The organism is Bacillus sp. SYZHCR11 (genome assembly GCF_057196865.1).
This window is the reverse complement of the sequence record NZ_JBXUND010000001.1, coordinates 1-25,835: the sequence shown is the minus strand read 5'-3', so window position 1 is coordinate 25,835 and position 25,835 is coordinate 1. Positions and strand designations below refer to the sequence as shown.

The window sequence follows — 25,835 nt, the reverse complement described above, 5'->3', positions numbered from 1 at the left end:
ATATGTGAATTTACGGTCTTATTTTGGCGGGCTGCTTCAGCATCTCACCATGCACGTTCAGTATCTTTTCCTGCAGTTTCAGAAAGCTGTGTTCTGTCATTCCGTCTGCCGAATATAAAACGCCGCAAAATTCAGAAATCGTTTCGGCTGCGCTGTCTTCAGCCAATAACGTCATATGGTTGGATACCGCCACATCCATGATGGCGATGTTTGTCATATGCTCTTGCCACTGGCTCCAGTAGTTGACGAAATCAGCGGATAAAATATCGGCCCTGATCGTAAAATACGGATCAAGCTCACCCAAGAAAATACCGTTTTTATTTCGGAAATAATAGCATGTCACCCCGTTCGGATCCGGAAGCGGCAGGAGTTCGTAATCAGTGATTTCGTAAGCGTCCTGAACGTTTATATTCTGCCTGATCAGATTTTTCACCAACGCGTCCGTCTTCGTTAACCCCCGCTGTTTGGCTTTTGCTATTAATTGCTCTAAAAATATGTCTTCATGAAGATCGGCATCTAGTTCATCACGGTGAATCAAGGTTTCAGAAATGCGTTCCGGATGTTGATAGATCGGTGCAAATAAAGCCATGTTCACCGTCTGCAGCATCATATTTTTATCAAATAATTCATCAGGAATGTTTATTTCCCGCGCACCCGCCGAGTCAAAGGAGTCGAGCATGACGATTGACTCAACGGTTTCTCCAGCCAGCTGCAATTGCCGGGTGACTTCATAAGCGAGCATGCCCCCTAATGAATAGCCGCCTACATCGTAAGGCCCCCGGGGCTGCACGGTACGTATGAGCTTAACGTAATATTCCGCCATGTTTTTAATGCCGCGGATCGGTTCCCGGTCTGTCATCCATCCTCTTGCCTGAATTCCGTAAAAAGGACGCCCGGTCCGTTCGGCAACAGGCTGGTACAGCTCCACTGCCCCCAGCGCGGAATGAAACCAGAAAATCGGTCTTCCCTTTTCCCCCGGGTTAAGACAGATCAGTTCGGGCGGTTCTTGATCATCTGTCTCTTCTGATATATCGTTTTGTTTCGTATGTTCCTCATGTACTTCATCAGTGTCTTTTTGAACGGAACCGGTCAGATACCCGGCTAATTTTGCGATTGTCGGATATTCATAGACCAGATTTGCCGTAATAGACGCTTGATACGTTTTATTAATAGACTGAACCCATTCCACACCGATAATAGAATCCAGCCCCATGTCAATGAATGCCTCATGCTCATCAATATCTTCCGGCTTCAGAAACAGGATGTCCGCAAGGCTTTCTTTAAGCTCTTTGCGCAAAGTGCCGTCAGAGATGCCGGCAAGGGGAGTTTCTGCTTCCGGGATTTGCGGACGTACCGCTGTTTCCTCCGCTTCAGCATACTCGGGTTTCTTTATTTGCCCCGCTATATATTCCGCAAGCTCCTCAAGCGTCGGGTGTTCATACACCTTATTGGCAGTAATTTCAGTGTGGTACGTTTTATTTACTGTTTGTATCCATTCAACCCCGATAATGGAGTCAAGCCCCATGTCGATGAAAGGCTCATCAGCATCAATATCTTCCGGCGACAAAAATAAAATATCTGCCAGGCTTATCCTCAATTCTTCAAGCAATGTTCTATTGTCTTCGGAAACGGCGTTTTCCGGCTGCTGGACAGGAACAGTACAATCCAAAGGCTGTAAGACGATCGGTTTTTGCAATGTCTCCGGTTCAAACGCTGTCATTTCGATCTCAGTTAAAGGACTCAGAGAAATCAGACCTTCATGTTCAGGCTGTGGCGGAGACGGGGGAACGGTTTGCGTTTCAGACTTTTTCATGGCTTGGCCTGGTAAAGAACTGTTTACATCAGCCGCCCAATACCTTTCTTTTAAAAACGGATAGGCAGGAAGCGGCGTTTTATAATATTGCCCTCCGTCAAAAAGCCGTGTGAAAGGAAGATCATATCCTCTGCAAAAAAGGTCAGCGATATGTGCCAGGCTTTCTCTGTACTGTGCGGGTGAAGCCGCCGAGCGGTACTGTTCAATGCATTCCATTCCGAATGTTTTCATTCCGGCTTCGTCTGCCGGCTTCTGGTCCTTCAAATTGGACACAAACACACCCGGAAGCTCTCTTTTTACAAGCCACTCCGATAATACCCGCTTCAGTTCGTCCTCACTGCTTACGATACAGGCAAACCGGTGATGCAGATGCTTTCTGCCGAGCAGGAGCGTATAACTTATATTTCCCAGATCGCTGTCTTTGTTCTTGCTGAGTGAATCCAGCAGGCGTTCTGCCTGAATTTCCAGCTGACGCTCCGTCCGCGCAGATAAAGGAATGAGGCAGGCCGGTTTTGCCGGTGACCGGCGCACGGTTTGCGGCGCCTCTTCAATAACAAGATGGGCATTTGTTCCGCTGAATCCGAATGAACTGATGGCGGCTCTGCGCGGTGCATCCGGATTCCGTTCCCACGGTATCAGCTTTTCATTCACAAAAAACGGGCTGTCCGCAAATTGAATATGCTGATTGGCTTGATGAAAATGCAGGGAAGCCGGAATCTGCCGATGCTTCAGCGACAGCAGGATTTTAAACAGCCCGGCCATCCCCGCGGCCGCAGCGGCATGTCCGAGATTGGTTTTCACAGAGCCGATGGCGCAATATCCTTTTTTATCCGTATAGCGGCGGAAAGCGCGCGTTAAGGCGCTGAATTCGATCGGGTCGCCCAGTGCAGTGCCCGTTCCGTGAGCTTCCACCATTTGAATGGTTTCCGGATTAATGTGAAAAGTATCATAGACATGCCGTTCCAATCGTTCTTGAGAAAGCGCGCTTGGAGCGGTTATTCCGTTTGTAGCGCCGTCCTGATTCATTGCAGAGCCTTTTATGACGCCGTACACATGATCTCCGTCACTGACGGCGTCGCTAAGACGTTTCAGCACCACCGCTCCCACGCCTTCACCCGGCACGAAGCCGTCCGCGCTTTGATCAAACGTATGGCAGCGCCCGGTCGGTGACAGCATATTCGCCTTATTTGACGACTGATAAAAAGCGGGAGTGGATTGAATGAAAACCCCGCCCGCCACCGCCATTTCGGTTTCTTTCGTCCAGAGCCCCTGACATGCCAAATGAATGGCTGTCAGCGAACTGGAACATGCTGTATCAACAGTGATCGCCGGCCCTTGTAAATTAAGGTGATAGGCGATCCTTGCCGGAGTGACGGAATTGTGATTGCCCCAAAAAGCCTGCGCGGGCCCCTGCTGTTTAAAAATGGCCTGGTAATCTCCGCCGCAGGAGCCGGCATACACGCCGCATTCCCGGCCTCTTACCGAGTCTCCCGCATATCCCGCATCTTCAAGCGCTTTCCATGATTCTTCCAGAAACAGCCTCTGCTGCGGGTCCATATAGGTTGCTTCACGTCCCGATATATGAAAGAAAACGGGATCAAAACATTCAATGCCCTCTATAAAACTGCCATACTGGCATTGACTGTCAGAGACATCCCATCTGTCTGCTTTTTTAATCAGATCCCGTCCGGCGGCTAAGTTTTCCCAAAACTCATGGACATTCTCCGATTCAGCAAACCGCCCGCTCATCCCGATAATCGCGATCGGTTCTTTTTCAGGTAACACAGCTGCTGATTTTACCGTTTCGGCCGGATCCTTTTGTTCGGGGCGGTACGTCATTTGATACGGCTCAGAAACGCTGATGACGATTTTCCCGATATTTCCGCGGTCATCCAGACAGTGATACGCTTCTTTTATGTCTTCAAAGGAAAAGATTTTTGAGATGACAGGCTGAATGACTCCCTCTTCCGCCAGCCGCTGCAGTTCCAATTGATAGTCCTTGACCTGATCCGGATTTTGAAGAGACAGCTTCCGCAAATCCACGCTGTGAAACGATTGATTGTTATGAAGGACGGACAAGTCGACTGATTTAGCGGATTTCAGCGCAGTCATGGCAATTTCGATATATCTTCCGCCCGGCGCCAGGCAATTCATTCCTTTTTGCATGGCATCACCGGCCAGGGTATTAATGACAACATCCACCCCACGGCCGCCGGTCATTCGCATGATTTCCGTTTCAAAATCTTCTTCCAAATAGCAAATGGTATTGTTGATCCCGAGCGAATGCAGATACTCAATTTTTTTCTGTGATCCGGCCGTTGCATATATTTCCGCGCCGATATGCCGGGCCATTTGCACCGCGATCAGCCCCGTTCCTCCCGTCGCGGTCTGAATTAATATTTTTTCGCCTTTTTTAAGTCCGGCTTTCCGGAAGGCGTCTATCATTGTCACTGCCACGGTAGGAAGAGCGCATGCTTCTTCAAAGGTCAGCCGGGCCGGTTTATGATAGACTTGATGTTCTTTACATGTGATGAGATTCGCCTGAGAGCCAAATTCCTCTCCCATACCGACAATCACTTCATCACCCGGAATGACGGATGTTACATGCCTCCCTGTCTTGATCACGACGCCGCTTGCTTCGAATCCCGGAGTGAACGGATAAGGCGGCATCGTCGGATACAGCCCTCTGACACAAAGCAAGTCTCCGAAGTTCAAAGAAAAGGCGCGGACGGCTATTTGAACTTCGTCATCTTTTGTCTCGGGCACTTCACTGCGGGCAATCGTCAGATCTTCAATGCCGCCCGGACGGTCAATCACAACCCGGAACATTCCCGAGTCATCGGACTTTGCGAAAGAAAGCGGCATCCGTTCTTGTTTCGGTTTCTGATAACCGTTTTCCTTTCTATCCGTCTTCAAAGGTTTTTCAGCAGGCCGTTCTTCCTGAAGCACCGGGCGGATTTTCGCTCTTTCGGTCTCCAGAGATGAGGCTATGATGGTTTCATATTCTGCCGAGATATAACCGGTCAGCAGTTTCACATGATAGTAATCAAATAAAATCGTTGTCTGCAGTGTAAGATTCAATCGCTTATTAATCTCGTTAATCACATTGACGGCCAAAATGGAATCAATACCGTATTCAGAGAAATTCAGTTCTTCCTGAATATCCTCTTCTTTCATTTTTAATACATCGGCAATACTTGTTTTGATGACAGAGCGGACATGGGAAGCGACCGATTCCCCATCAGCCTTAACAGCTTGATGCTCCTCTGGCGCGCGGCTGCGGGAAACAGGCTGTGCGGGCTTTCGGAAAACTTCGGCCGGGGCGGCGTATGGCTTTCTGCCGTCTCTGATCCCTTGCATCCGGACGAGTCCGTCACTCTCAGCTGCGATAATCTGCTGACCTAAATCATGAGCCGTTTCAGCAGGGAAACAAACCGCTCTGTATCCTTCCGAATGCAGCACACGCTCCCACGATTTTGGATATAGGCCGGGACTTCCCGGAATCCGAAGCTCAGCATCCTCATAGGACCACCAGCCGTCAAGCAGCCCGAAGGTTAAATGGGTAAAAACAGAACGATCGCTGATTTCGTTTATCAAAATCATCCCGTTGTATTTCAGGAGCGCTTTCAGACGGCGCAGCGTCAAACCGATATTTTTTGTGGCGTGAAGCACATTGGCGGCGATGACAATATCGTAAACACCCGTTTTGATATTTTGTGATTCGCAAGGCTCCTCTGCATTAAACAAGGCTGTTGTCAAATACGGCACATCAGGTCCGTATTCCTGTTCGGCATGCATTAAAAAAGCTTTAGAAACATCCGTATAACAATATTCCGCAATCTGTTTTGCAAATGGTTTCAGTTTTGTAAACAGCATGGCGCTCGTTCCGCCCGTCCCGGCCCCTACTTCTATCAGCCTGATACGGGCATCGGGATGTTCTGTAAGGTAGGCTTTCAGGTAAGCGGCCGCGGAATCTGCTAACACTTCATTAAAATAATCCGCAACGGGATTATGCTTATAAACACCTTCAACGAGCCGCATTGATGAATCGGGAAATACGATATCCGTAGCCGGACGTTCTCCTTTTAAAATTGAAGGCATCGCTTTTATCGTCGCCTCGGCCAATTCAGCTTGCGCAAGCTCCCCCTTGGGAAGCAGGCGTTTATGGGCATTCCACTCATTCCAGACTGTGCGGCCGTCCGGGCGCTGATCCGCGAGAAGAGTGATCGTGTATCCGTCATACGCGATATATCCGTTTTCTTTTAATAGATTCAGGCTTTCTTCCAGCCATCTGCCGTATGTGCCGATCACGCCGGCGCTCCGCATGGATGCTGCAGGTGTGGTGACAGGCTCGCTGAAAAACCCGATTGACTGTAATTGGTAAAAGAGCAGTTTGCAAAGAAGGCTGTTCATATGCGCAACTCCATTTCTCGTTTTAAAGTCTCAAGCCGTTCATTCCGATCCGGATTTTGCCGCTTGACGCTTTCCATAAATGAAGGCTCCGGGCCGGATACAACCGATATTGCATCTTGATCCGTCAGTGCGGCTAAGCCGTGCGGAGCAGCTTTGATGAATGCCGCTTGGCTGAACGGTTCTGATAGTAAGACTTCCAGCGCCTCCATTGCTTCATCGGGTTCAATAGAACCGATCCCTGACGCCTCCATCCGTTTTCTGTAAGACGGGTCTGATACAACGCCCAGACTGCCCCAATATCCCCAATTCATGACTTTCACTTCACAATCAAGCAAGGAAGCGATATGGCGGGCAAAGGCGTCTTGAAATGTACACCCTGCCGCATAGTTGCTTTGCCCGGCATTTTTTGTGAAAGAATTAACGGATGAGAAAAACAGCACAAAATCAAGCGGTTCTCCCTTAAAAGCTTCGATCATTCGGACGCTCGTATTCACCTTAGCTGAAAAAGCGTTTCTGAAAGAAGCTTCATCCATATTCGCCATACTTTTGTCGGCAAGCGTTATCGCGGAATGGATGACTCCCGTTATATTGCCGTATCGCTCTCTTACGGAACGGACGGCCGCTTTAAGCGCTGCGGCATCTTGAGCATCAGCCTGTATATAATGCGGCGCGGGGCCTGATAGGGCCAGCCTGTCTATTTTGCTCTGAATCTCCTGATCCTTCGGCCGCCTGCCGATCCATATCATCCGTGCCTTGTAACGGGTGATCATGTATTTGCTCCATGCTTCTCCGATGCCGCCCGCTCCGCCGATGACAGCATAAACGCCGCCTTCTCTGTACGACATACGCGGAGCGGAACTTGTCAGCACCCGGACTGTTTTTTGCTTGTGCCAAGCTCCGTTACGGTACGCGGCAGCATTTCCGTCCGGATCTGGAGGAAGGCGCCAGATGTTTTTCATCTCAGACGAATCACTGCCTTCTTCTGCATCAATCAGCCTGATGTCCCAGTTCGGATATTCTTTTGCCAATGAACCGATCAAACCGTGTACGCCTGCATGCTCAGGCTGCGGGAGATCACCCGGATACACGGACTGTGTCTGCCGGGTGACCGCCGTAAAGCTGATGTTTCGGTTTCCATACCCGAGTGACAGCAGCGCTTTGATGAAACGGAAACATTGAATCACCCCATTCTCCTGCTCATCAAGCATTTCCTGACTGGCGGATGCGGGTGCGAAACGATCCGGCGCAATCCATAAGAAATGGCGGATATCTTGATAACCGGCTGTCAATTCACGTAATGTTTGCTCGCTTGAATGATCCGGCGTCTCCGCCAGATGGGCGCGGGGCCACATTTTTGCCGCGGCCTTTATGGTATTTCCCGGCTTTCCGATGATCAGCAATTGTTCCTGATCAACCGCTCGATTTTCTTCCAGGGAAAAGAAAGTTTTGTCCCAAACAGGGGTAAGCATCGCCGTCTGAACTTCCTGCCGTTTGCTTTCGGTTTGGTTTGTCTGCCGGACAGCCCGGCAGGAGAAGCCCGTCAATCTCATACAAACAGCGCCGTTTTCATCACATAAATCAATATCCAGCGTCAGCGCTCCGTTATCTGACCGATCGCTCTGTTTGCGGACAAGCGCCCACATCGTTTTCTGAGTCGGCTGAAATATTTCTGCCTGCCGCAGGGAAAACGGCAGCATCGGAGTGTCTCCTGCAGTATCTGAACCGGCACCCAGTGACGCCTGAAACGCGGCATCCAGAAGACTCGGATGGATGACAAACTGATCGGCGGTACTGTCTGCCGTTTCCGGCAGCGACAGCCGGGCTGCAGCCCCCCTCTCTCCGATCATCAGCTGATCAATGCCTTGATGGCTCGGCCCGTAGATCATACCCGCATGCCGGAAAGCCTGATAAACCTCATCAGACGTCATAACCGATTGGCTGCAGCCGGACAGCCAGCCCTCTAAATGAACAGACGGAGCCGCTGCTATCTCTCCCGATACGGCGGTGCCTTTACTGTATAAAATCCGTTCTCCCCCAGGTTCTTCCGATAGGCTGTAAATCGTAAATTCAATGTCTTCATTTTCCTTAAGAATAAGGCTGATATGGACTTCTACATCCGTCCCTTTATGAATGACAGGCCTCATCCATATGAGATCTTTCAAATACATTCCTTTACGTCCGTCCGGCACAGCGTATGCGGCACGCTCAACGGCCGCTCTGGCCATTTCGATCACGGCGGCTCCCGGGAGCACCTTCTGTCCATTGACTGAGTGATCAGTGAAAAAGAATTCCCGTCCGGTAAAAACAGAGGTGAATTTCAGCTCCCAAAGATCGGATGTGTTTTCATGGAGCAGCGGATGGATCACCGTTTTGCCGTCATCCCTTTTTGAAACCGCCTCGGCTTCATCTTGAGTCCAGCATCTGACTTTTGCAAACGGATAGGCGGGAAGACTGATTCTCTGGGGTTTTTGTCCCGAATATAACAAGTTCCAGTCCACATCAACTCCTTGCACCCACATTTTCAGCAAATGACCGTACTTTCTCTTTTTCAGCCATTTAACCATGGCTTCCTGCAAATCTTCATCAGATTCAAACACAGCCACTGTCTCGTGATTTCGCTTCGCCCGTCCCCTGTAAAGATGCGGTGCGTTTTCATTTTCCAAGTACGATCTGATCTTGTCCTCCAGCTCCTTAAGGGAGTCCGCAATGAGAGCCAGCCGCTCATCCATCGCTTCGCGCCCCGCTTGTAAAGTGTACGCGACATCAAATAAGTCCGGCTTATTAATATGCTTCTTTTGAAGAAAAGCAAGAAGGCGCTCCGCATATTCTGTCAGACGCTCGCCATTTTTCGCAGACAGCAGAATGACCGCCGGCTCTTGGCTGCTGATTGCTTGTTTGACAGGAGCCTCATATTCTTCAATAATGATATGCGCGTTAGAACCGCCCGCACCAAAGCTGCTGATTCCCGCCCTGAGCGGCTGTTCTTCTCCGTCTGCTGAAATCCGTTTCCAATCTGTTAATTCACGGCAGACGGAAAACGGCCCTTCATCAAATTGAATATTCGGATTTAAAACATCAGCATGCAAGGATGGGGCGATTTGTTTGTGCTTCATCTGCAGCAGCACTTTTGTAACTGCGGCGATGCCTGCTGCCGATTCCCCATGTCCGATATTTGATTTGACAGACCCGACAAGACATGTTTCAGGAACATCACCGAATGCATCGGTTAAAGCCCGGATTTCAATCGGATCGCCTAATTTCGTCCCTGTCCCGTGCGCTTCCACATAGCTGATCCGGCCCGGAGATACCCCCGCTTCCTGTAAAGCTTGAGAAATGACTTCGCTTTGCGCCTTGGGGTTCGGGACGGTGTAACCGCTCGCTCTCCCGCCGTGATTAATGGCAGCTCCTTTAATGACGCCGTAAATCCGATCTCCGTCTTGTACGGCGTCTTCTAAACGTTTAAGAAGCAGCACCCCGACCCCTTCTGCCGGAATATAGCCGTCACCTCCCGCGCCGAAACTCCCGCAGTGTCCTTTAGATGAGATGAACTGCCCCTGGCTCAGCATGAAGTACTTGTTAGGATGAACGGTGAGATTCACTCCGCCGGCAAGCGCCGCGCGAATCCGATGATCCCGCAGATCCCGGCACGCCATGTACAATGAAGTCAGCGAACCCGAACACATCGTATCGACCGAAATGCTCGGCCCTTGAAAGTCACAAAAATAGGAGACACGGTTAGCAATGGATGAAATCCCGCCGGGGAGCCCGATATGCCGTCCTTTCACTCCCGCTTCAGCCGCGAATAGCGGGTATTCCTGATACATGACACCGGCATACACGCCTACCTGACGCCCCAGTTCAGGTGATGTCCTCGTATATCCCGCATCCTCCATGGCCATCCAAGCATGCATTAAAAACAGCCGCTCCTGGGGATCAAGGTGTTCCGCTTCCCGGGGGGAAATCTTAAAAAACTCAGGATCAAAATCGGCGATCCCGTCAATGAACCCGCCCCATTTGCTGTAGATCGCTCCCGGCGCCGTACGGTCCTCGGAAAAGTAATGTTCCCATTTCCAGCGGTCTTTCGGAATTTCGGTAATACAATCCTTGCCTTGTTTGAGATTATCCCAAAACGCATCGATATCATCGGCCTGCGGATACTTGCCGGAAATCCCGACAACGGCAATATCCAGCGGTTTTCCTTTCGTTTCCTGACGGCTTTGATTCCCGGACGGGGCAAAAGACGCATTTTCAAGCCGATTTGGCTGAAGCACTTCTTTCACAGACGCATTTTTCAATTCCGCCAGCTGTTCCCCGGTATGACTGAGGATTGCGGCATCAAATGAGAGAAACCCGTCTTTTTTATGTTTGATTGTATTCACCACATAGACGGTATCAGACATGACAGGTCCGTAAAGCGTCAGCCTCTCAATCATGAGCGGGACGTGAATCCGCTTTTTCAGCTGCAATTCTTCTTCACCGAGCGACATATAACATGAATTCAATATAAGCGGGTCAAATGCAAAGTGATGCAGATCGCCTTTTTCTTTTTTTCCTGATAAGTCCAGCTGCAATAAAAAGGAGCTCTCACTCATTTTGTATCCCGCCGTTACCGTTTTCAGCATCGGGCCTATCGTGAAGTCGGCAACCGAATCGTACAGACGGGAAATGACATCCGGCGCCACCTTTTGTGCATGCGACTTCATTTGTTCAACGTCATATGATTTTTTTATGGGTGCCTCTGTATATCTGTTTATTTCTCCTTCGGCACATGTCTTCCGGCTTTCTTTACCGGAGACAGTGCAGCTTGCGGTAAAGCGTTCGGCACTCTTTTCTGCCGCAAATGAAATGTCAATCTGCGCGGCCTCTCCAGGCTCCAGCGTGACAGGCCCGCCCGTAAAGCGGATATCTTTCAGCTCGGCGGGATGCGTGCCGGAATGAGACGCTCCGGAGGCTTCAAGCACCAGACACGGATACACTACGCCCATCAGTGCCGGTTTGCCGAAAACCAGATGATCCTGAAGGAATGCTTCATGTTCATAGAAAGTAAATGTCTGACTGCCTGATTGTGTTTCAGAGACCGGTGCTGCATCCGCGACAAGGCCGGAAGATTCATCTGTTCCTTTTGTTTTTATGTCTTCGAGCAGTTCGGACATGCTGCTGCACTCAAATAAAAGAGTCGGATTCAGACGCAGATCAAACGCCCCTTCGATGTCTTTAATAATGGCCAGAAGCTGTGACGATTCAAGACCTAATTCAAAAAACACGGTGTGCGCATCATTTCTTGTGACTGGACGGCCTACGTATGTCGAGAAAATGCGGTATAAGGTTTCCTCCATCTGCTGAACGCCTGGTGTGAGCTGCCGGTCTGTCCGCACCTTTTTGGCTGTCAGGCCGAGCAGTGAAGCAATATGCGCACCGCTGAGGTTGTAAAAGTCAATATCCATTTTCACCATTTCAGAAGGCGTGCCGGACTTTTTCGAAATCACCGCGTAACAGCGCTCCGTAACAGTCTCAGCGGCAATAAACGACTCATAATAAATCGGTAAAAACAACTCGGCGCCTGCAGCTGTCTGCAATACGCCGGAGGCCATGGCGGCACCGTCCATCAGCGCGGGATGAAAGAGAGCGCCGGGGAGATTTTCCCGGCATGAATCAGACTGCCGAATATCAAGGAAACATGCCTCTTCATAAGCATAGATCTCTCCCTCCGGCTTCATCAGCCCGTCATGCGACAGTCCGCGGCTTCTCGCGGCTTCGTAAACCGCATGCAAGGAGACTGATGGAAGTGCGGCTTGTTGTTTTTTCTCCCCTGCGTCAAGACGCCTGTCTGATGAGAAGACTTCTTCATGCATCTCCGCGGATAAGAAAACCGTCCCGGAATCCGCCCCGCAAATCGAGGCAGTCCAGAACTCCTTTTCTTTACTGAATATGACACTCACATCAAGCCGCTCTGACCGCTTCACTGATAAAGGATGATAAATGGTCACCCGTTTCAGACAGATTGAACGGAATGAAAGATCAAGGCTTTGCTTTGCCAGCTGATAAAGCATATCAATATAGGCCAGACCGGGCATGACAGATTCTCCGTGAACAAGATGGTTTTTCATAATGGGATGCTCTGCCGTCAGGCGCAGATTCACTGTTTTTTTCATGGTTAGTCCCCTTTTAAAAACGTCACGTTGTCACCTGCCAAAACGAGTCTGCAGGTGCAGTGCTTGTCTCTGCTTTTTTCTCATATTTCTTTAAAAGATCCGCAATGTCTGTTTTTGCATTACTTGTTTTTTCCGGTTCACTTTCCGTGCTGTTCCAGCCGCCCAAAAGCGGGTAGTGTTTTTTTCTGAATTCCGGCGGCTGAGGCGCCCGGTGATGTTCCCGCTGTCTTTCACCTCTGTATTCTTCAACGAGGATATGAGCATTTGTCCCGCCGTCAGGAAATGAACTCTGAGCTGCGACGCGGGGTTTCTTCTCTGAATGCCAATCAACGGGTTCACGATTAAAATGAATACGCGACGCTTCAAAGTCATAATGTTCAAATGGGTCACGCGCTGATAAGAAAGGCGGAATCCGCTTATGATAGACGCTCAGCACACATCGGATGAAGCCCGCAAGACCTGAAGACAGAAGCAAATGCCCTACATTCGGTTTCACCGATCCGATCCGGCAGGGCAGAAGCGTTTTCCGGTTCAGCTGATAGACATCTGAGAGCGCCTTGATTTCCACCGAATCAACGATTGGGGAACCGCCTCCGTTCACTTCTATATATCCGATATCTTCAGGCGACTTTTCCGCCATATTAAGCGCAGTTTGAATGACATCTCTCTGCGCTCTTATATTCGGTGAACCGGGACCGAGCGTCCGGCCGTCATTGTTTACCGAGACGGCTTTTATGACGCCGTAAATACGGTCTCCGTCCCGCACCGCATCGCTCAATCGCTTGATAAAAACCGCCCCCGCTCCTTCTCCGAGCACTTCTCCCGCTGATTCACGGTCGAATATATGAAACACGCCGTTCTCATTTAAAATATGGCGCGCTCCGAATAACCGGTGCGCGGACGGAGATAAGAGCAGACTCACCGAACCGACTAAGGCCGCGTCAATCCTTCCGGCCAAAAGGGCGTCTTTTGCAAAGGACAGCCCGATCAGCCCTGAGGAACATGCTGTATCCACGACAAGGCTCGGCCCTGTGACATTCAAAAATCGTGAAATGTTGGCCGCCAAATAGTTTTGCCCCGCCCCCAAAATCGGGTTAGGCGCCTGCAGGATATGTTCCATACCGGCTGAAGGCTGCGCCCTGCCGCCGATGTACACGCCGACTTTCCGGCCCGACAAATCCTTTTGGCCGTACCCGGCATCATAAACGGAATGAACCGCTTCTTCTAATATGATCCGCGCCTGCGGGTCCATAATTGCCGCGTCTTTTTCAGAGATGCCGAAAAAGCCCGCATCAAACATGTCGATATCATCAATCCACCCCGCATAATCCTTTGCATTTGCTGTTGCATGCCAGCGCGATGCGGGGACAGGCCGGATGGCGGTATTCCCTTTCATCAGCAGCTCCCAAAAAGCATCCGTTCCGCCCGCCCCCGGGAAACGGCAGGAGATGCCGACGACGGCAATATCGTCTTCGGTATCCGCTTTCGGCTTCATGGATGTTCTCTCTTCAGCGGCGGCGGTTACATCAGGCTGAACGTCCCCGTCTTGAACGAAACCATTTTCTTTTGTCACAAAATCGGCTTCATGATGCGCTGCGAAATAGTCAACCATTTCTGTAATCGTTTGATATTGAAGCATTAAGGACGGTGTTAACTTGATGCTGATCCGTTTTTGCAATGATTGAACCAATTCCGCAAAGAGTATTGAGTCAATCCCGTATTCATCAAACGGCATATCATCTTTTATCTGCTCATCCGTCATTTTCAGTTCTTCGCTGAAAACGGTGCGCACCCATTGACGAATCATATCCTTCACCTTTTGGTCACCGGCAGTGCTTTTTTTCATGGGAGCTTCAGTTTTCTTCACCTTCAGAAGATCACCAAAATCAGCCTTACTGTCTTCGGGAACACAAGGAATTCCGCAGCTTTGTCCGTTTAATATAATGTAATCTAAAAACTTCAGTCCGTCTTCGGCAGACAGCCTGGAAAGTCCTGATTTTTGATAAGCAGGTGTTTCCGGCAGGCCTTCAGCCATGCCGGTTTCTTTCCAGACGGGCCATTGAACGGCTTTAACAAACACGTTTCCTTTACCTGCCTGATGATTTGCAAAAGAGTCCATAAATGAATTAGCCATCGCGTAGTCACTTTGCCCCGCAGCAAGCGAAGGGATCAGACCCGAAACGGATGAGAACAAAATAAAAAACGACAGCGGCTCATTCCGAACGGCTTCATAGAGACCGCAAAGCCCAGTTACTTTCGGTGTGCAAACGCTTTCGATCTCAGTTTCGGTTTTGTTATAAAAAGCGGGGTGTTCTCCCATTGCACCCGCGCAATGAAAAACACCGGTAATCGGTCCCATCGTGCCGCGGATGCTGTCCGTCATGTTCCGGAGCCCCTTTTGATCCGTAAGAGAAACGCTGTAATAACGGATCTCCGCGCCCCGCTCGGCTAACCTCTGCATCCGCTCGGCTTTTTCCGGGAGAATGCCGTCCTTTTTCATGTCTGCCCACTCCGAGGAATCGGGAAGCGGCTCCCGCCCCATGATGACCAGTTTTCTGCACCCGCGTGAAACGGCATGCTCCGCCGCAATTGCGCCGATCCCGCGCGATCCGCCCGTTATTAACAGCACATCATCAGACGAATAGGAAAGCTCAGGCACCGCAGACACATTCGTACCCGGCTTCAGAAACGGCACATAACGGCGATTCAGCCTGTAGCAGCATTCACTGCCGCTTTTGGCCCGCGGCTGTAAAAATTCAGTTTCAATCTGTCTGCTTAATTCTTCTGTATGCTCAATCGCACAATCGCTATCTATCGTAAAAGAATGAATGTTGGCATACTCAGCGCCCAGCATCCGGTACAGCCCCGCCGTTTTCGCCCCCTGCATCAGAGGTTTACTTTCCTTGAAAGGCTGGAGGCGGTGTGTCACTTGGCTGAGCACAGCGCCGCTATGACGGAATGATTCCAGAGCCTGCTGTAAAAAGGCAAGCTTTCCGTATTCTATCTCTTCCCGCCGTTCATATTCCGCATCATATGCGGTTATGTCGACGACCCCGAGTATCTGTTTGTTTTGAAGAGACTCCCGCACTCTGCCGTAAAGGTTTCGCCCCGATGCGGCAGCGTAATAATCGGCGCCGTCTTTTGCCTGATGGATGAAGCAGATCGTTTCAATATGGCCGTTTCCTTTAAATAGAGCATCGGCCAATCGGCTCGTCTTATCAGTTGCAAGTATCATTACTGTTCCTGATAATGCTTCAGACTCCGCCGGATCTTGCTGCTTCCAGTCTTTTTGAAGAATGATCTTTTGGTTTTCCGCCGGTTCGTCTGTCTGTTTCCGGATATCCGCAGGCACAGGCACCCAATACCGCTCCTTCGCGAACGGATATACAGGAAGGCTGACCCGTTTCGGCTTCTCTCCTTCGTATAACTGGTTCCAGTCAACGGCGGCTCCTTTTGCCCACTCCGTGAGCAATCTGGAATATTGCTTGTTTTTCAAAAGTTCGGCCATTCCACTTGTTGAAATATCATCTTGAGCACGTCCGCGGAAACACCCTTCAATTTCCGTTTTCCGTTCAAGCACATCCTTCAGTTTCGCTAGCAGGCCGCAAACGGATGTAACGATCAATGCCAGCCGTTCAGGCATCGCTTCTCTGCCCGCTTGAAGCGTGTAGGCCAGGTCTTTAAGATTGACTTCTTTTTCCCGTAAAAAGCGGTCATACCGTTTGACATATTCCAATAGCCGTTCTTCATTTTTTGCCGAAAGCAGAAACAGAACCGGCTCGTCTTCCCGTATACTCAGCGATTTCTTTTCAGCCTGCGGCGGCAGATATTCTTCTATGACAAAATGGGCATTGCTCCCGCTGGCGCCAAAAGAACTTAAACCCGCTCTTCTCGGCTGGTCAGGATGTGACGGCCGTTCCCATTCTTCCAGCCGGTCCGCCACATAAAACGGCGTATCCGGAAATGGAATATGGGGATTCAGCGTGTCCGCGTGCAATGACGGAAAGATTTCTCCATGCTTCAGCTGCAAAAGCACCTTTGTTAATCCGGCGATTCCGGCGGCTCCTTCTAAATGGCCGATATTTGATTTGGCAGAGCCGATGGCGCAAAACCGCTTCTTGTTTGTCCATTTGCGGAAAGCGCGGCTCAGCCCTTCAATTTCAATCGGATCACCCAGAGACGTACCCGTTCCGTGAGCTTCAATATAGCTCAATGTCTCCGGATCAATGCCGGCACTCTGAAAGGAATCTGTAATGACTTCCGCCTGTGATGCCGGATCAGGCACGGTCAAACCGGATGTTTTTCCGACATGGTTTAAAGCGGAACCTTTTATGACGCCATATATCGGACAGCCCATCTTTTCCGCTTCTTGAACGGTTGTCAGCAACACGGCGCCGACGCCTTCTCCCGGCACATAGCCGTCACCGCCGTCGGCGAAGCTTTTGCAGACGCCTTCTGAAGACAGAAATCCGGCATTCGCCAAAAACGCATATTTATGCGGATGTGTGACCGCATTAACACCGCCGGCAATGGCGAATTCGCACTCCCCCCTTTTAATGCTTTCACATGCCAAATGTATGGATGTGAGCGAAGAAGAGCACATCGTATCAACAGCCATTGACGGCCCTGTAAAGTTCAGGCAGTGAGACACGATATTCGGAACGGAGGCAGGCGTCACGCCCATAGACAGCGGTGTGCCCCGCTGTGTGATTTCAGCGCCGAACAGCTCATAATGGCTCCAAAACACACCTGCGAATACCCCGACGCGTTTTCTTTTTTGTGAAGATGGCCCGCGCGCCGTTCTGTCCTGATAAAAACCGGCATCTTCACAAGCTTCCCAAGCCGTCTCTAAAAACAGCCGCGCCTGCGGGTCCATCATTTCAGCTTGGCGCGGAGTCAGATTGAAAAACAGCGGATCAAAGCTGTCTATGCGATCTAAAAATCCTCCGTAACGGTAGAACTGATCTGCTTCATATGAGAAAGGATAACCTTTCCATCTGTCTTTCGGCATTGTTGTGATACAGTCTTTACCTGAGCGCAGATTTTGGTAAAATTCATCGATGCTTTCCGCCTGCGGATATCTTCCCGCCAATCCGATTACGGCAATATCGTGCTCTTCTGTATGTCTCTCTTGTTTTCGGCTCCTTCTCTTGACAGCTGCATGGGATAATGAAGAGCGGTTCTTGTCTGCCATCGGAACCAATCGGGCCATGCTTTCAGTTACAGCGGGCTCCTTCCCGTATAAAATAACGGATTGCAGCTTGCCGAGACGCAGCATATATTCTAGTGAAGCCATCCCTTCCCCGGCCGGAAGCGGGATGGTGCCGGTTGCATCATTCATGATCTCTTTCATCAAACTGTCAACCTGCATGCCGCCATCTTCCCAAAGCGGCCAGTTGATCGTCATAGAAGCCCCGGTCCGTTCGCCTTTTTCCGCTTTGCAATCGCGATATTTCATATATTCATCCATAAAAGCGTTCGCTGCGGCATAATCTGTCTGGCCCGCATTTCCGGTCAACGCCGAGAATGAGGAAAATGCGGCGAAAAATTCAAGCGGTTCATGCCGTGAAGCTTCGTCCGCATGAATCAGGCCGCTGATTTTCGGCAGGAACACCCGCTTCAAGTCAGAACTGTCTTTTTGGATGATAAATTGATCTTTTAAAACACCGGCGCAATGAAAAATGCCCGTCAGACGGCCGAAAGTTTCTGTAATCTGAGCAAATGCCCGCTCTGTTTCGGCTTTGCTGCCGATGTCCGCTTGAACGTAAAGAACTTCCGCTCCCAATGCTTTCAGTCTGCTGATCTTCTCAGACTGTTCCGGCGAACGCCCGATGAGTGCGAGCTTCACCTTTTCTTTTTCTGCAAGGTGACGGGCAAGCAGAAATCCAAGACCGCCGAGACCTCCTGTAATGACATATACGCCGTTTTGTTTCCAAGGAGACTGTGTCTGTCCGTCCGGTTTCTCAATACGTTCGAACAATCTGATCTGCCGCATATCGTCTTTATACCGAATGTCTGTGCAGCCTGCATGAGAGCAGTCTGCTTCTGTTCTAATGATTGCGGCCGTCTCACTTGGCAATCTCTCATTCTTGTCACAGAAGGTGATCACCTGAGTGCGAAGAGCCGGATTTTCCAGATGTGCCGTTTTCAGCATAGCCCCGAGAGCGGAAGACAATGCCGCTCCATTCTCAACGGCGCATACAAGCTGAATCAATGTATGTTCTTTCGGATGGTCTGTCAGTTCCCGTTTGAGCATACGAAATATAAGCTCGGCATCTGCTCCAAACTGCTCATCTGCAACCTCATGCTCCCTTTTCAGTTCTATCACTTCCGCTTCCGGGCAATGTGTGCCGAGTTCACCGGTGAGACGGGGTCCTGCATCGGCAGCGATAATGAGATGACGGGTGTGTTTTTGCCCGTTCTGCACCGCCGTTTCCAGCGGATGATCTTTCCAGGCGGGTTCAAAAAACAGAACCTCATCAGCAATGTCAGCGTCTGATGTATGCCGTTCTTCGGCCGAATCTTTCAGCACACAGCCCGCTTCATTGATAAGGTAATCCGCAAGGCGGCGGACAGATGAATATTCAAAAAGCAGTGTCGGATAAAACTGCTGCTGAAAAGTCTGCTCTAATATCTTTACAAGCTTCAGCAAATGAGCCGAGTCAAGCCCCATATCATAAAAGCCTTTCCGCACATCAATATCCTGTGCCGGACGATTGATCAGCCTGGCGATTTCCGACTTTATGTAAGTCACCATGTTTTGTTCCGGCGTTTGCTGTTCAGACACGTCTTCTGCGGCCACAGGACTTTCGGGCTCTCCACGGCCGCTTCTGTTCTGCTGAGGCGGCTTCTCTTTGTCTATCAGATGGGTAATCATATTCGCTTGTCTGACCCTTTTTACTGTCAGTTTCTCACATTCGGCCAATACGTTCCCTGCCCTGTCGTAAATCGTGAAGTCGGCCGAATAAAAATCAGGTTCGCTATCTGATGCGCCGCTTTCAGTGCGGCTGTTTTTCGCAGAATAAGTGTAAATCGTTTTCGGAAACCGCTGATATATGCAAAAACGATTAATCATAAAAGGAATATAAGGTGTGTCATTCTGCTTTTGGGCCGACAATGCAAAGGAAGAGCCGGCAAGGGTGGACGCATCTAAAAAAGCCGGATGCGCCTTAAATTTCTCCCGGAATCCTTCAGCCAAATCACTCAGAGTGAGCTCCATTAATTCTTCTTTATCCTGAAGCTGATAAACGGCCCCTTCATTTTTCATAAACTCGCCATGCTCAATATGGCTTCTTCTTGCAATTCCGTAAATGTCATGCATGTCCCATTTTCGGCTTGCGTTTTTCATGAATGCTTCAATATTCAGCTCTTTTGTCCGGGGCGTGTCTTTTTGCAAATAAAGCTGACATTCCATATTCTCATCCCGTTTTCCGCCAAGCGGTGTGCCGTTTTTTGCTTTTTCGCTTGTAATCTCAACTTTCCAGCTGTCACGCGCCGGCGTAAAGGTGACATACAGGTGTTTATCAAACTCTTCAGATGTTACAACAGGCTGCTTAAAAATAATCTGTCTTAATTCTATAGGCCTTTCACCGAGATACCCGGCGGCGAGCCGATACAGCATATCTATTAAAGTCACGCCCGGGAGGACGCGGATTTGGTGAACGCGATGATCCCGGACGATATAATTCGTATGGCTGATTTTCTGCAGGAACGTTTTGACTTGATCGGTGGCAACTGCCAATCTATCACACCTCGCTTATTTCAAACATTGCTTCTGTGCCCGCCTCATTTTCTTCCGCTTCGGACAACTGTGCTTTTTCAGGCCAATACCGCTGTTTTCGGTATACTGTCTGGCCGCCTTTCGGTTCCATGGTCGCTTTTCGTTCTTTCGGAATTCCTTCGTTGCTGACAATGATATGGGCGTTATTCCCGCCCAAACCGAACGCGCTGACCCCGGCCCTGAGTATCTCTTTTTTTCCGTCCCACCGCTTCAGCTCAAGCACAGGATAAAGCGGCGAATCATGAAATTGAAAGCGGGGGTTCGGTTTATGGCAATGCAAAGTCGGCGGCAGTTCTTCATTGGCAATCGCCAGCAAAACTTTGATGATTCCCGCCGCGCCCGCCGCACTCAGCAAGTGGCCGATATTGCTTTTGACGCTCCCTACACCGCAAAATTGTTTTTCATCGGAATAAGCAGACAAGACATTGGTTAATCCTTTTAATTCAATCGGGTCGCCGATCAAAGTACCGGTTCCGTGCGTCTCTACGTATGTCATGGTGTCCGGCTCGATTTCCGCTGATTGAACCGCCTGCTCAATCAAGTCCTGCTGCGCCCGGGGATTCGGCGTCGTCACCCCCATTGTGCTGCCGTCATTATTTATCGCAGAGCCGTCAATAACGCCGTATATTTTATCTTCGTCTTCTATCGCTTTTTCGAGCGGCTTCAGCATCAGCACACCGCAGCCCTCTCCGATTCCTGTTCCGTCCGCATCGGCATCGAAAGATTTTGAACGGCCATTTGGCGATAAGATTCTCGCCGCGCTCATTGTGAGAAAAGGTTTTTCATCAAGCAAAATGTCAACCCCGCCCGCAAAGGCCGCCTCCGCTTCTCCATTTTGAATAGCCTGCACGGCCAAATGAATTGCCGTAAGCGAACTGGAGCAGGCCGTATCTACGACCAGGTTGGGCCCTGTAAAGTTATAAATGTGCGCCATATGTGCGGTAATAAAATTTTGCCCCGCGCCAATAATCGCGTCTTTTTGCAAATATTGAAATTTCTGATGAAACGCACCTGCCCTTGCACCGGCAAAAACGCCGATACGGCGGCCCCAGAGATCCTCTTTTTGATAACCGGCATCGGCCAAAGCTTCCGCGCTCACTTCGAGCCACTGCCTTTGCAGCGGGTCTATCATCGGTGCCAGCGTTTCTGAAATATTAAAATACTCCGGGTCAAATTGATCAATATCATGAATAAAACCGCCCCATTTACTGATGCTTTTTCCTTCTTGATATTCACCCGGCTGATAGTGTTCCCCGGCGTTCCATCTGTCCGGCGGAACTTCAGTGACGGCATCCGTTCCGCTGCGGAGATTCTTCCAAAATTCTTTTATATCCCCCGCTTCCGGAAAATGACAGGCCATGCCGATGATCGCAACCTTTCCCCGTTTCCCGGGCTTATCTGCCGTTTTTTTGCTCTGTTTCGGCGTTTTCTGCAAAGGGACCTTCTCCGCGGGAACCGCTGCATCTGCCGAAAAAGCTTCCGGACAATGTGCGGCTAAATAATCCGCGAGCTGTTCTATGGTAGGGTGTTCCAGAAGGACAGTCGGATCAATTGAAACGGACGGCAGTTTTTGATCGATCTTTGTCAGCACTTGCGCCAGAAAGATAGAATCCATTCCGTATTCCTGAAAAGGCACATCGATATCCATATGCGTTTCATCGATACTCAGCTCTTTTGCCAAAAGCGACTTCAGCCAAGATTGAATATCAGTCCGGCTATGGACCCGTTTTTTTGTTTCAGGAGGTTTGGAAGCTGTTTTCATTCCTTTATGGGCGGCTGGCTTAGCGTTTTCAAGCGCTTTGATGTCCCAATCATATTTCACTTGTGCCGGCAGCACGACAGTTCCGGGTCTTTCTCTTAAAATGTAATCAAGCATCTTGAGACCTTCCGCGTCAGAGTGACGCAGCAATCCCGTTTGCTGATACATCCCGCTTTTTGTATCCCTGCTCATGCCCGTCTCATCCCATGCCGGCCATTGTATGCTCATGATGCCGCCCTCATTGTTTTCTGCAAAATAGTCCATATAAGAATTAGCCATCGCATAATCGCTCTGTCCCGCCGCAAGAATCGGGACGGCTGCCGAGACAGATGAAAACAGGACGAAAAATGCCGGCGCATCATCCTTTACACTCTCATACAGACTGTGAAGGCCGTCTGCTTTCGGGGCGAGCACCCGCGCGATACTGTTTTTGGATTTGCGGAGAAAAGCAGGGTTTTCACGGTCCGCAATTCCTGCGCAATGCAGAATGCCTCCGACAGGTCCGAGCGTTGTGGTTACCTCTTTTATAAGCCGTCCGACGGCCTGCTTATCCGTCAGATCAACTGCTGAGACGCACACTTTTACGCCCTGTGATTCCAGCTTTCGGATAAGCTGTATTTTTTCCAAAACGACAGGGTCTGTTTGCTCAAGATCCCACTCGGTTTTCGGCGGCAGCTCCTTTCTGCCTGTCAGAAGCAGTTTCTTCACACCGTATGCGGAAACGAAATGCTTGGCGCATAAAGCGCCGAGTCCGCGCGTTCCTCCGGTTATCATGAGGACGGCGTCTTTTGGAAACACAGTCCGGTCTGTTTGCACGGCTTCTGGTTCAATCTGATCAGTCTGCCGAAGAACATAGCTGAAGCGCATGCCGTCCCTGTAGCAAACAGCAGATTCCGTTAAGTCTGATTCAATTTCTTGTTTAATAAAAGCGGCTGTCTGCTCCAGCGGCTCTTCAGGATCAATATCGGCGTGACAGGTGAGAATATGGCTGTATTCATGCCGCAGCATGCGATAAAGCCCCGCTTTTTCAATACCATGCATAGCGGCCGCATTATTTTTGAAGGATTCAAGGCCTTTTGTAAGATAAAGCATTTTCATGTTTTCTTTTCCGCGGCCGTATTCAATCAGCTGCTGCAGCGATGCCACCCAGCTGATGTCCTGCCGCTTTTGTCGGGAGCCGCAGCCGGTGAAGTCAATAAACCCGGAATAGATGGCCGCATTCGCATCCTGTAAGAAAGAGATGAGCTGATTTTCCTGCACAATGTCAGCATCATTCAGCTGTTTTTTCACCTCGGCGGCAAGGTCTTTTGTATCCTCGGAGACGATGAGCGCTATTTTGCTGAATGGCTCGGATGAAGACACTGCCTCGCAAGGCTCCCATGTTTTCTGCAATACTACTGTTTTTTGATTCGAAAGCGGCAGCTGCTCCCGTTTCGGCACCCAATAGCGGTCTGCTCTGAACGGATAGGAGGGCAGGCTGATGCGGCGCGGCTTACTGTCCGTATACAGCTGCTCCCAATCTGTGTCAAATCCGTTTACCCAGAGCCGCAGCACTTTCTTGTATTTCTTTTTCTCAATCCAGGCGCTGACGAGGTCAGCTGCGTCTTCATCGTCTGAGAACATGGAGATCGTGTTATTCTCGCGTTTTTTACGGCCGCTGATGATATCTTCGCTGTTTTTTCCCGTCAGAAACGCGTTCAGTTTTTCAGTCAGTTCCTCTGCGGAGCCTGCAATGATTCCCAGCCTCGCTTCCATTGCGTCCCGTCCGGTCTGCAGTGTGTATGCAACATCTGCAAGATCGATATGGCGGGATGATCCGTTTTGGATAAAATCGCGAAGGAGACGCGCTCTTTCTTTCAGCCGCTCTTCATTTTTAGCCGACAAAACAAAAAGAGATGACGCTTTCTCACGGGTTTCCGGCTGTTCCGTCTCACTTTTGCCCATGTATTCTTCAATAACGATATGCGCATTGACGCCTCCGAAACCGAATGAGCTTACACCCGCCCGGCGGGGCAGGACCCGGCCGTTTTCATCACGCAGCGCTTCCCACTCCTTTGTTTCTGTCACAATGTAAAACGGGCTGTCCTTCAATTTGATATGGGGATTGATGTTCTCGCAATGCAGACTTTTGGCGAGCGTCCGATGTTTCAGCTGCATCAATACTTTGATAACGCCCGCAATGCCTGCTGCGAGCTCCAAATGTCCGATATTTGTCTTCACTGAGCCTATCCCGCAATATCCGCCCGGAGCCCCGTCTGTTTGGAAAGCTTTTTTCAATGCATTGATTTCAATCGGATCTCCGAGCGCCGTACCTGTTCCGTGCGCTTCTATATAAGTGATCGTTGACGGCTGAATACCGGCTTTTTGATAAGCGCTTTTCAGCACATCCGTCTGAGCCTGCGGGTTCGGCGCGGTAAGTGACGCTGAGCGTCCGCCGTGATTTTCCGCTGTACCGCGGATGAGGCCGTAGATGTGATCCCTGTCATGCTCAGCCTCTGAAAGCTTTTTCAAGACAATCATGCCGGCACCCTCTCCTCTGACATAACCGTCAGCCTGATCAGAAAATGTTTTGCAGCGCCCGTCTTCACTGAGCATGCCTGCTTTTTGAAAACCGATATGCCCTTCTGGCGTGACGATCGTGTTGACGCCTCCTGCGACCGCCATATCACAATCTCCCGTTTCAATGGCTTTTACCGCGCGGTGAATGGCGACTAAAGAGCTTGAACAAGCGGTTTCTATCGGCTCGCTCGGCCCGTGGATATCAAGAAAATAACTCATTCGGTTCGGCCCGACGGACGGCACGATTCCGGTCATCGTATACCCCTCGACAGGAAGACCCGCCTTATTGATTAAGGTTTGATATCCGCTTCCCAATGTGCCGGTGAAAATGCCGGTTTTTGTTCCGGCAATCCGTTTTGCCGAGTACCCCGCGTCTTCAATGGCTTTCCACACATACATCATTAATAGGCGCTGCTGAGGATCCATCATTTCAGCTTCTTTCGGAGATATCCCGAAAAACAGCGGGTCAAACCCGGCGATTCCATCTATAAAACCGCCCCATTTAATTGACGTTTTATTTGCATCCGCTGCCGGATCGCCGTAATATTCGCGCCAATCCCAGCGATCCCGGGGAATTTCTGTGATGCAATGCTCTCCTTTTGATAAACGTGTCCAGAATTCATCTATGTCTTTCGCTTGCGGAAAAATACCGCTGATTCCGATAATGGCTATCGGTTCGGTTTTTTCTTCTGATTTTCCTTTTACGGATACGGGCGTTTCCCGTTTGACATGAACGGCCGCCGGAGCTTCAGCTTTTCTTATTCCGGCTTTTGGAGCGGTTTTTGGAGCGGTTTTTAAACTCTCTCTTTCTAAGCTGCTGAATGCTTCTTTCCATTCAGATATCAAATGGCCGCTCAGTTTGCGCAATGTCGGAAATTCAAAGAAGATAGTCGGGCTGAGCTCAAGCTGATAAGACCGATTTAATAGATTTGTAAATTCAGTGAAGATGATCGAATCAAATCCGTATTCCGTCAGTTCGCTGTCAGCCTCAATATCTTTCATGCTTACCTTTAAAAGATCTGATACATGACGCTTTAGTTTCTCTTGAACCCGATCTTTCAGATCTCCTGCATCTGTCTCTGCCGGAGCTTTTGCGGCGGCGCTTTGTTCTTCACGCAGATCGAAAATATGGCTGCGAATCCGTTTTTCATCTCCTTCTGCCACCATGATCTGGTGTTCTCCGGAGGCAAAAGCGGCGTACAGCGCCTGGATGCCTGAAGCCGATCGCATGGCTTTCATTCCGGTCTGTTCATACATCAGCCGTTCGGTCTCTTTGTCCACACGCATACCGCCTTCTTCCCAAAGCGGCCAGTTGACGGACAGGGTCTGCCCGCTCCGCTTGTTGTCCCGCACGAGACG

Annotated in this window: 4 protein-coding genes; all 4 read right to left on the bottom strand. The window is 50.0% G+C overall.

Translation table 11 applies throughout. The features are described from left to right. Positions 1-10 precede the first annotated feature (10 nt). Positions 11-6,226 (bottom strand): beta-ketoacyl synthase N-terminal-like domain-containing protein, encoded by a 6,216-nt coding sequence (locus tag AC2CGA_RS00020; protein ID WP_139885576.1) that lies wholly within the window; start codon positions 6,224-6,226, stop codon positions 11-13. Continuing rightward, on the bottom strand, positions 6,223-12,378 hold the full coding sequence (locus AC2CGA_RS00015; protein ID WP_139885575.1) for a type I polyketide synthase: 6,156 nt from the start codon (positions 12,376-12,378) through the stop codon (positions 6,223-6,225). Before AC2CGA_RS00015 ends, AC2CGA_RS00020 begins: the two co-directional genes overlap by 4 nt. A 22-nt stretch (positions 12,379-12,400) precedes the next feature. Continuing rightward, the gene (locus AC2CGA_RS00010; RefSeq protein ID WP_484480096.1) at positions 12,401-20,119 is read right to left on the bottom strand and encodes a type I polyketide synthase; all 7,719 of its coding nucleotides are present in this window, start codon (positions 20,117-20,119) and stop codon (positions 12,401-12,403) included. 4 nt (positions 20,120-20,123) lie between these two features. After that, the coding region (locus AC2CGA_RS00005) for a beta-ketoacyl synthase N-terminal-like domain-containing protein (RefSeq protein WP_484480095.1) at positions 20,124-25,835 on the bottom strand (5,712 nt) is incomplete at its 5' end.

What these genes read in the sequence shown, in the direction of transcription:
- AC2CGA_RS00020 (WP_139885576.1), bottom strand. Translation starts at nt 6,226, where the DNA reads ATGAACAGCCTTCTTTGCAAACTGCTCTTTTACCAATTACAGTCAATC.
- AC2CGA_RS00015 (WP_139885575.1), bottom strand. Translation starts at nt 12,378, where the DNA reads ATGAAAAAAACAGTGAATCTGCGCCTGACGGCAGAGCATCCCATTATG.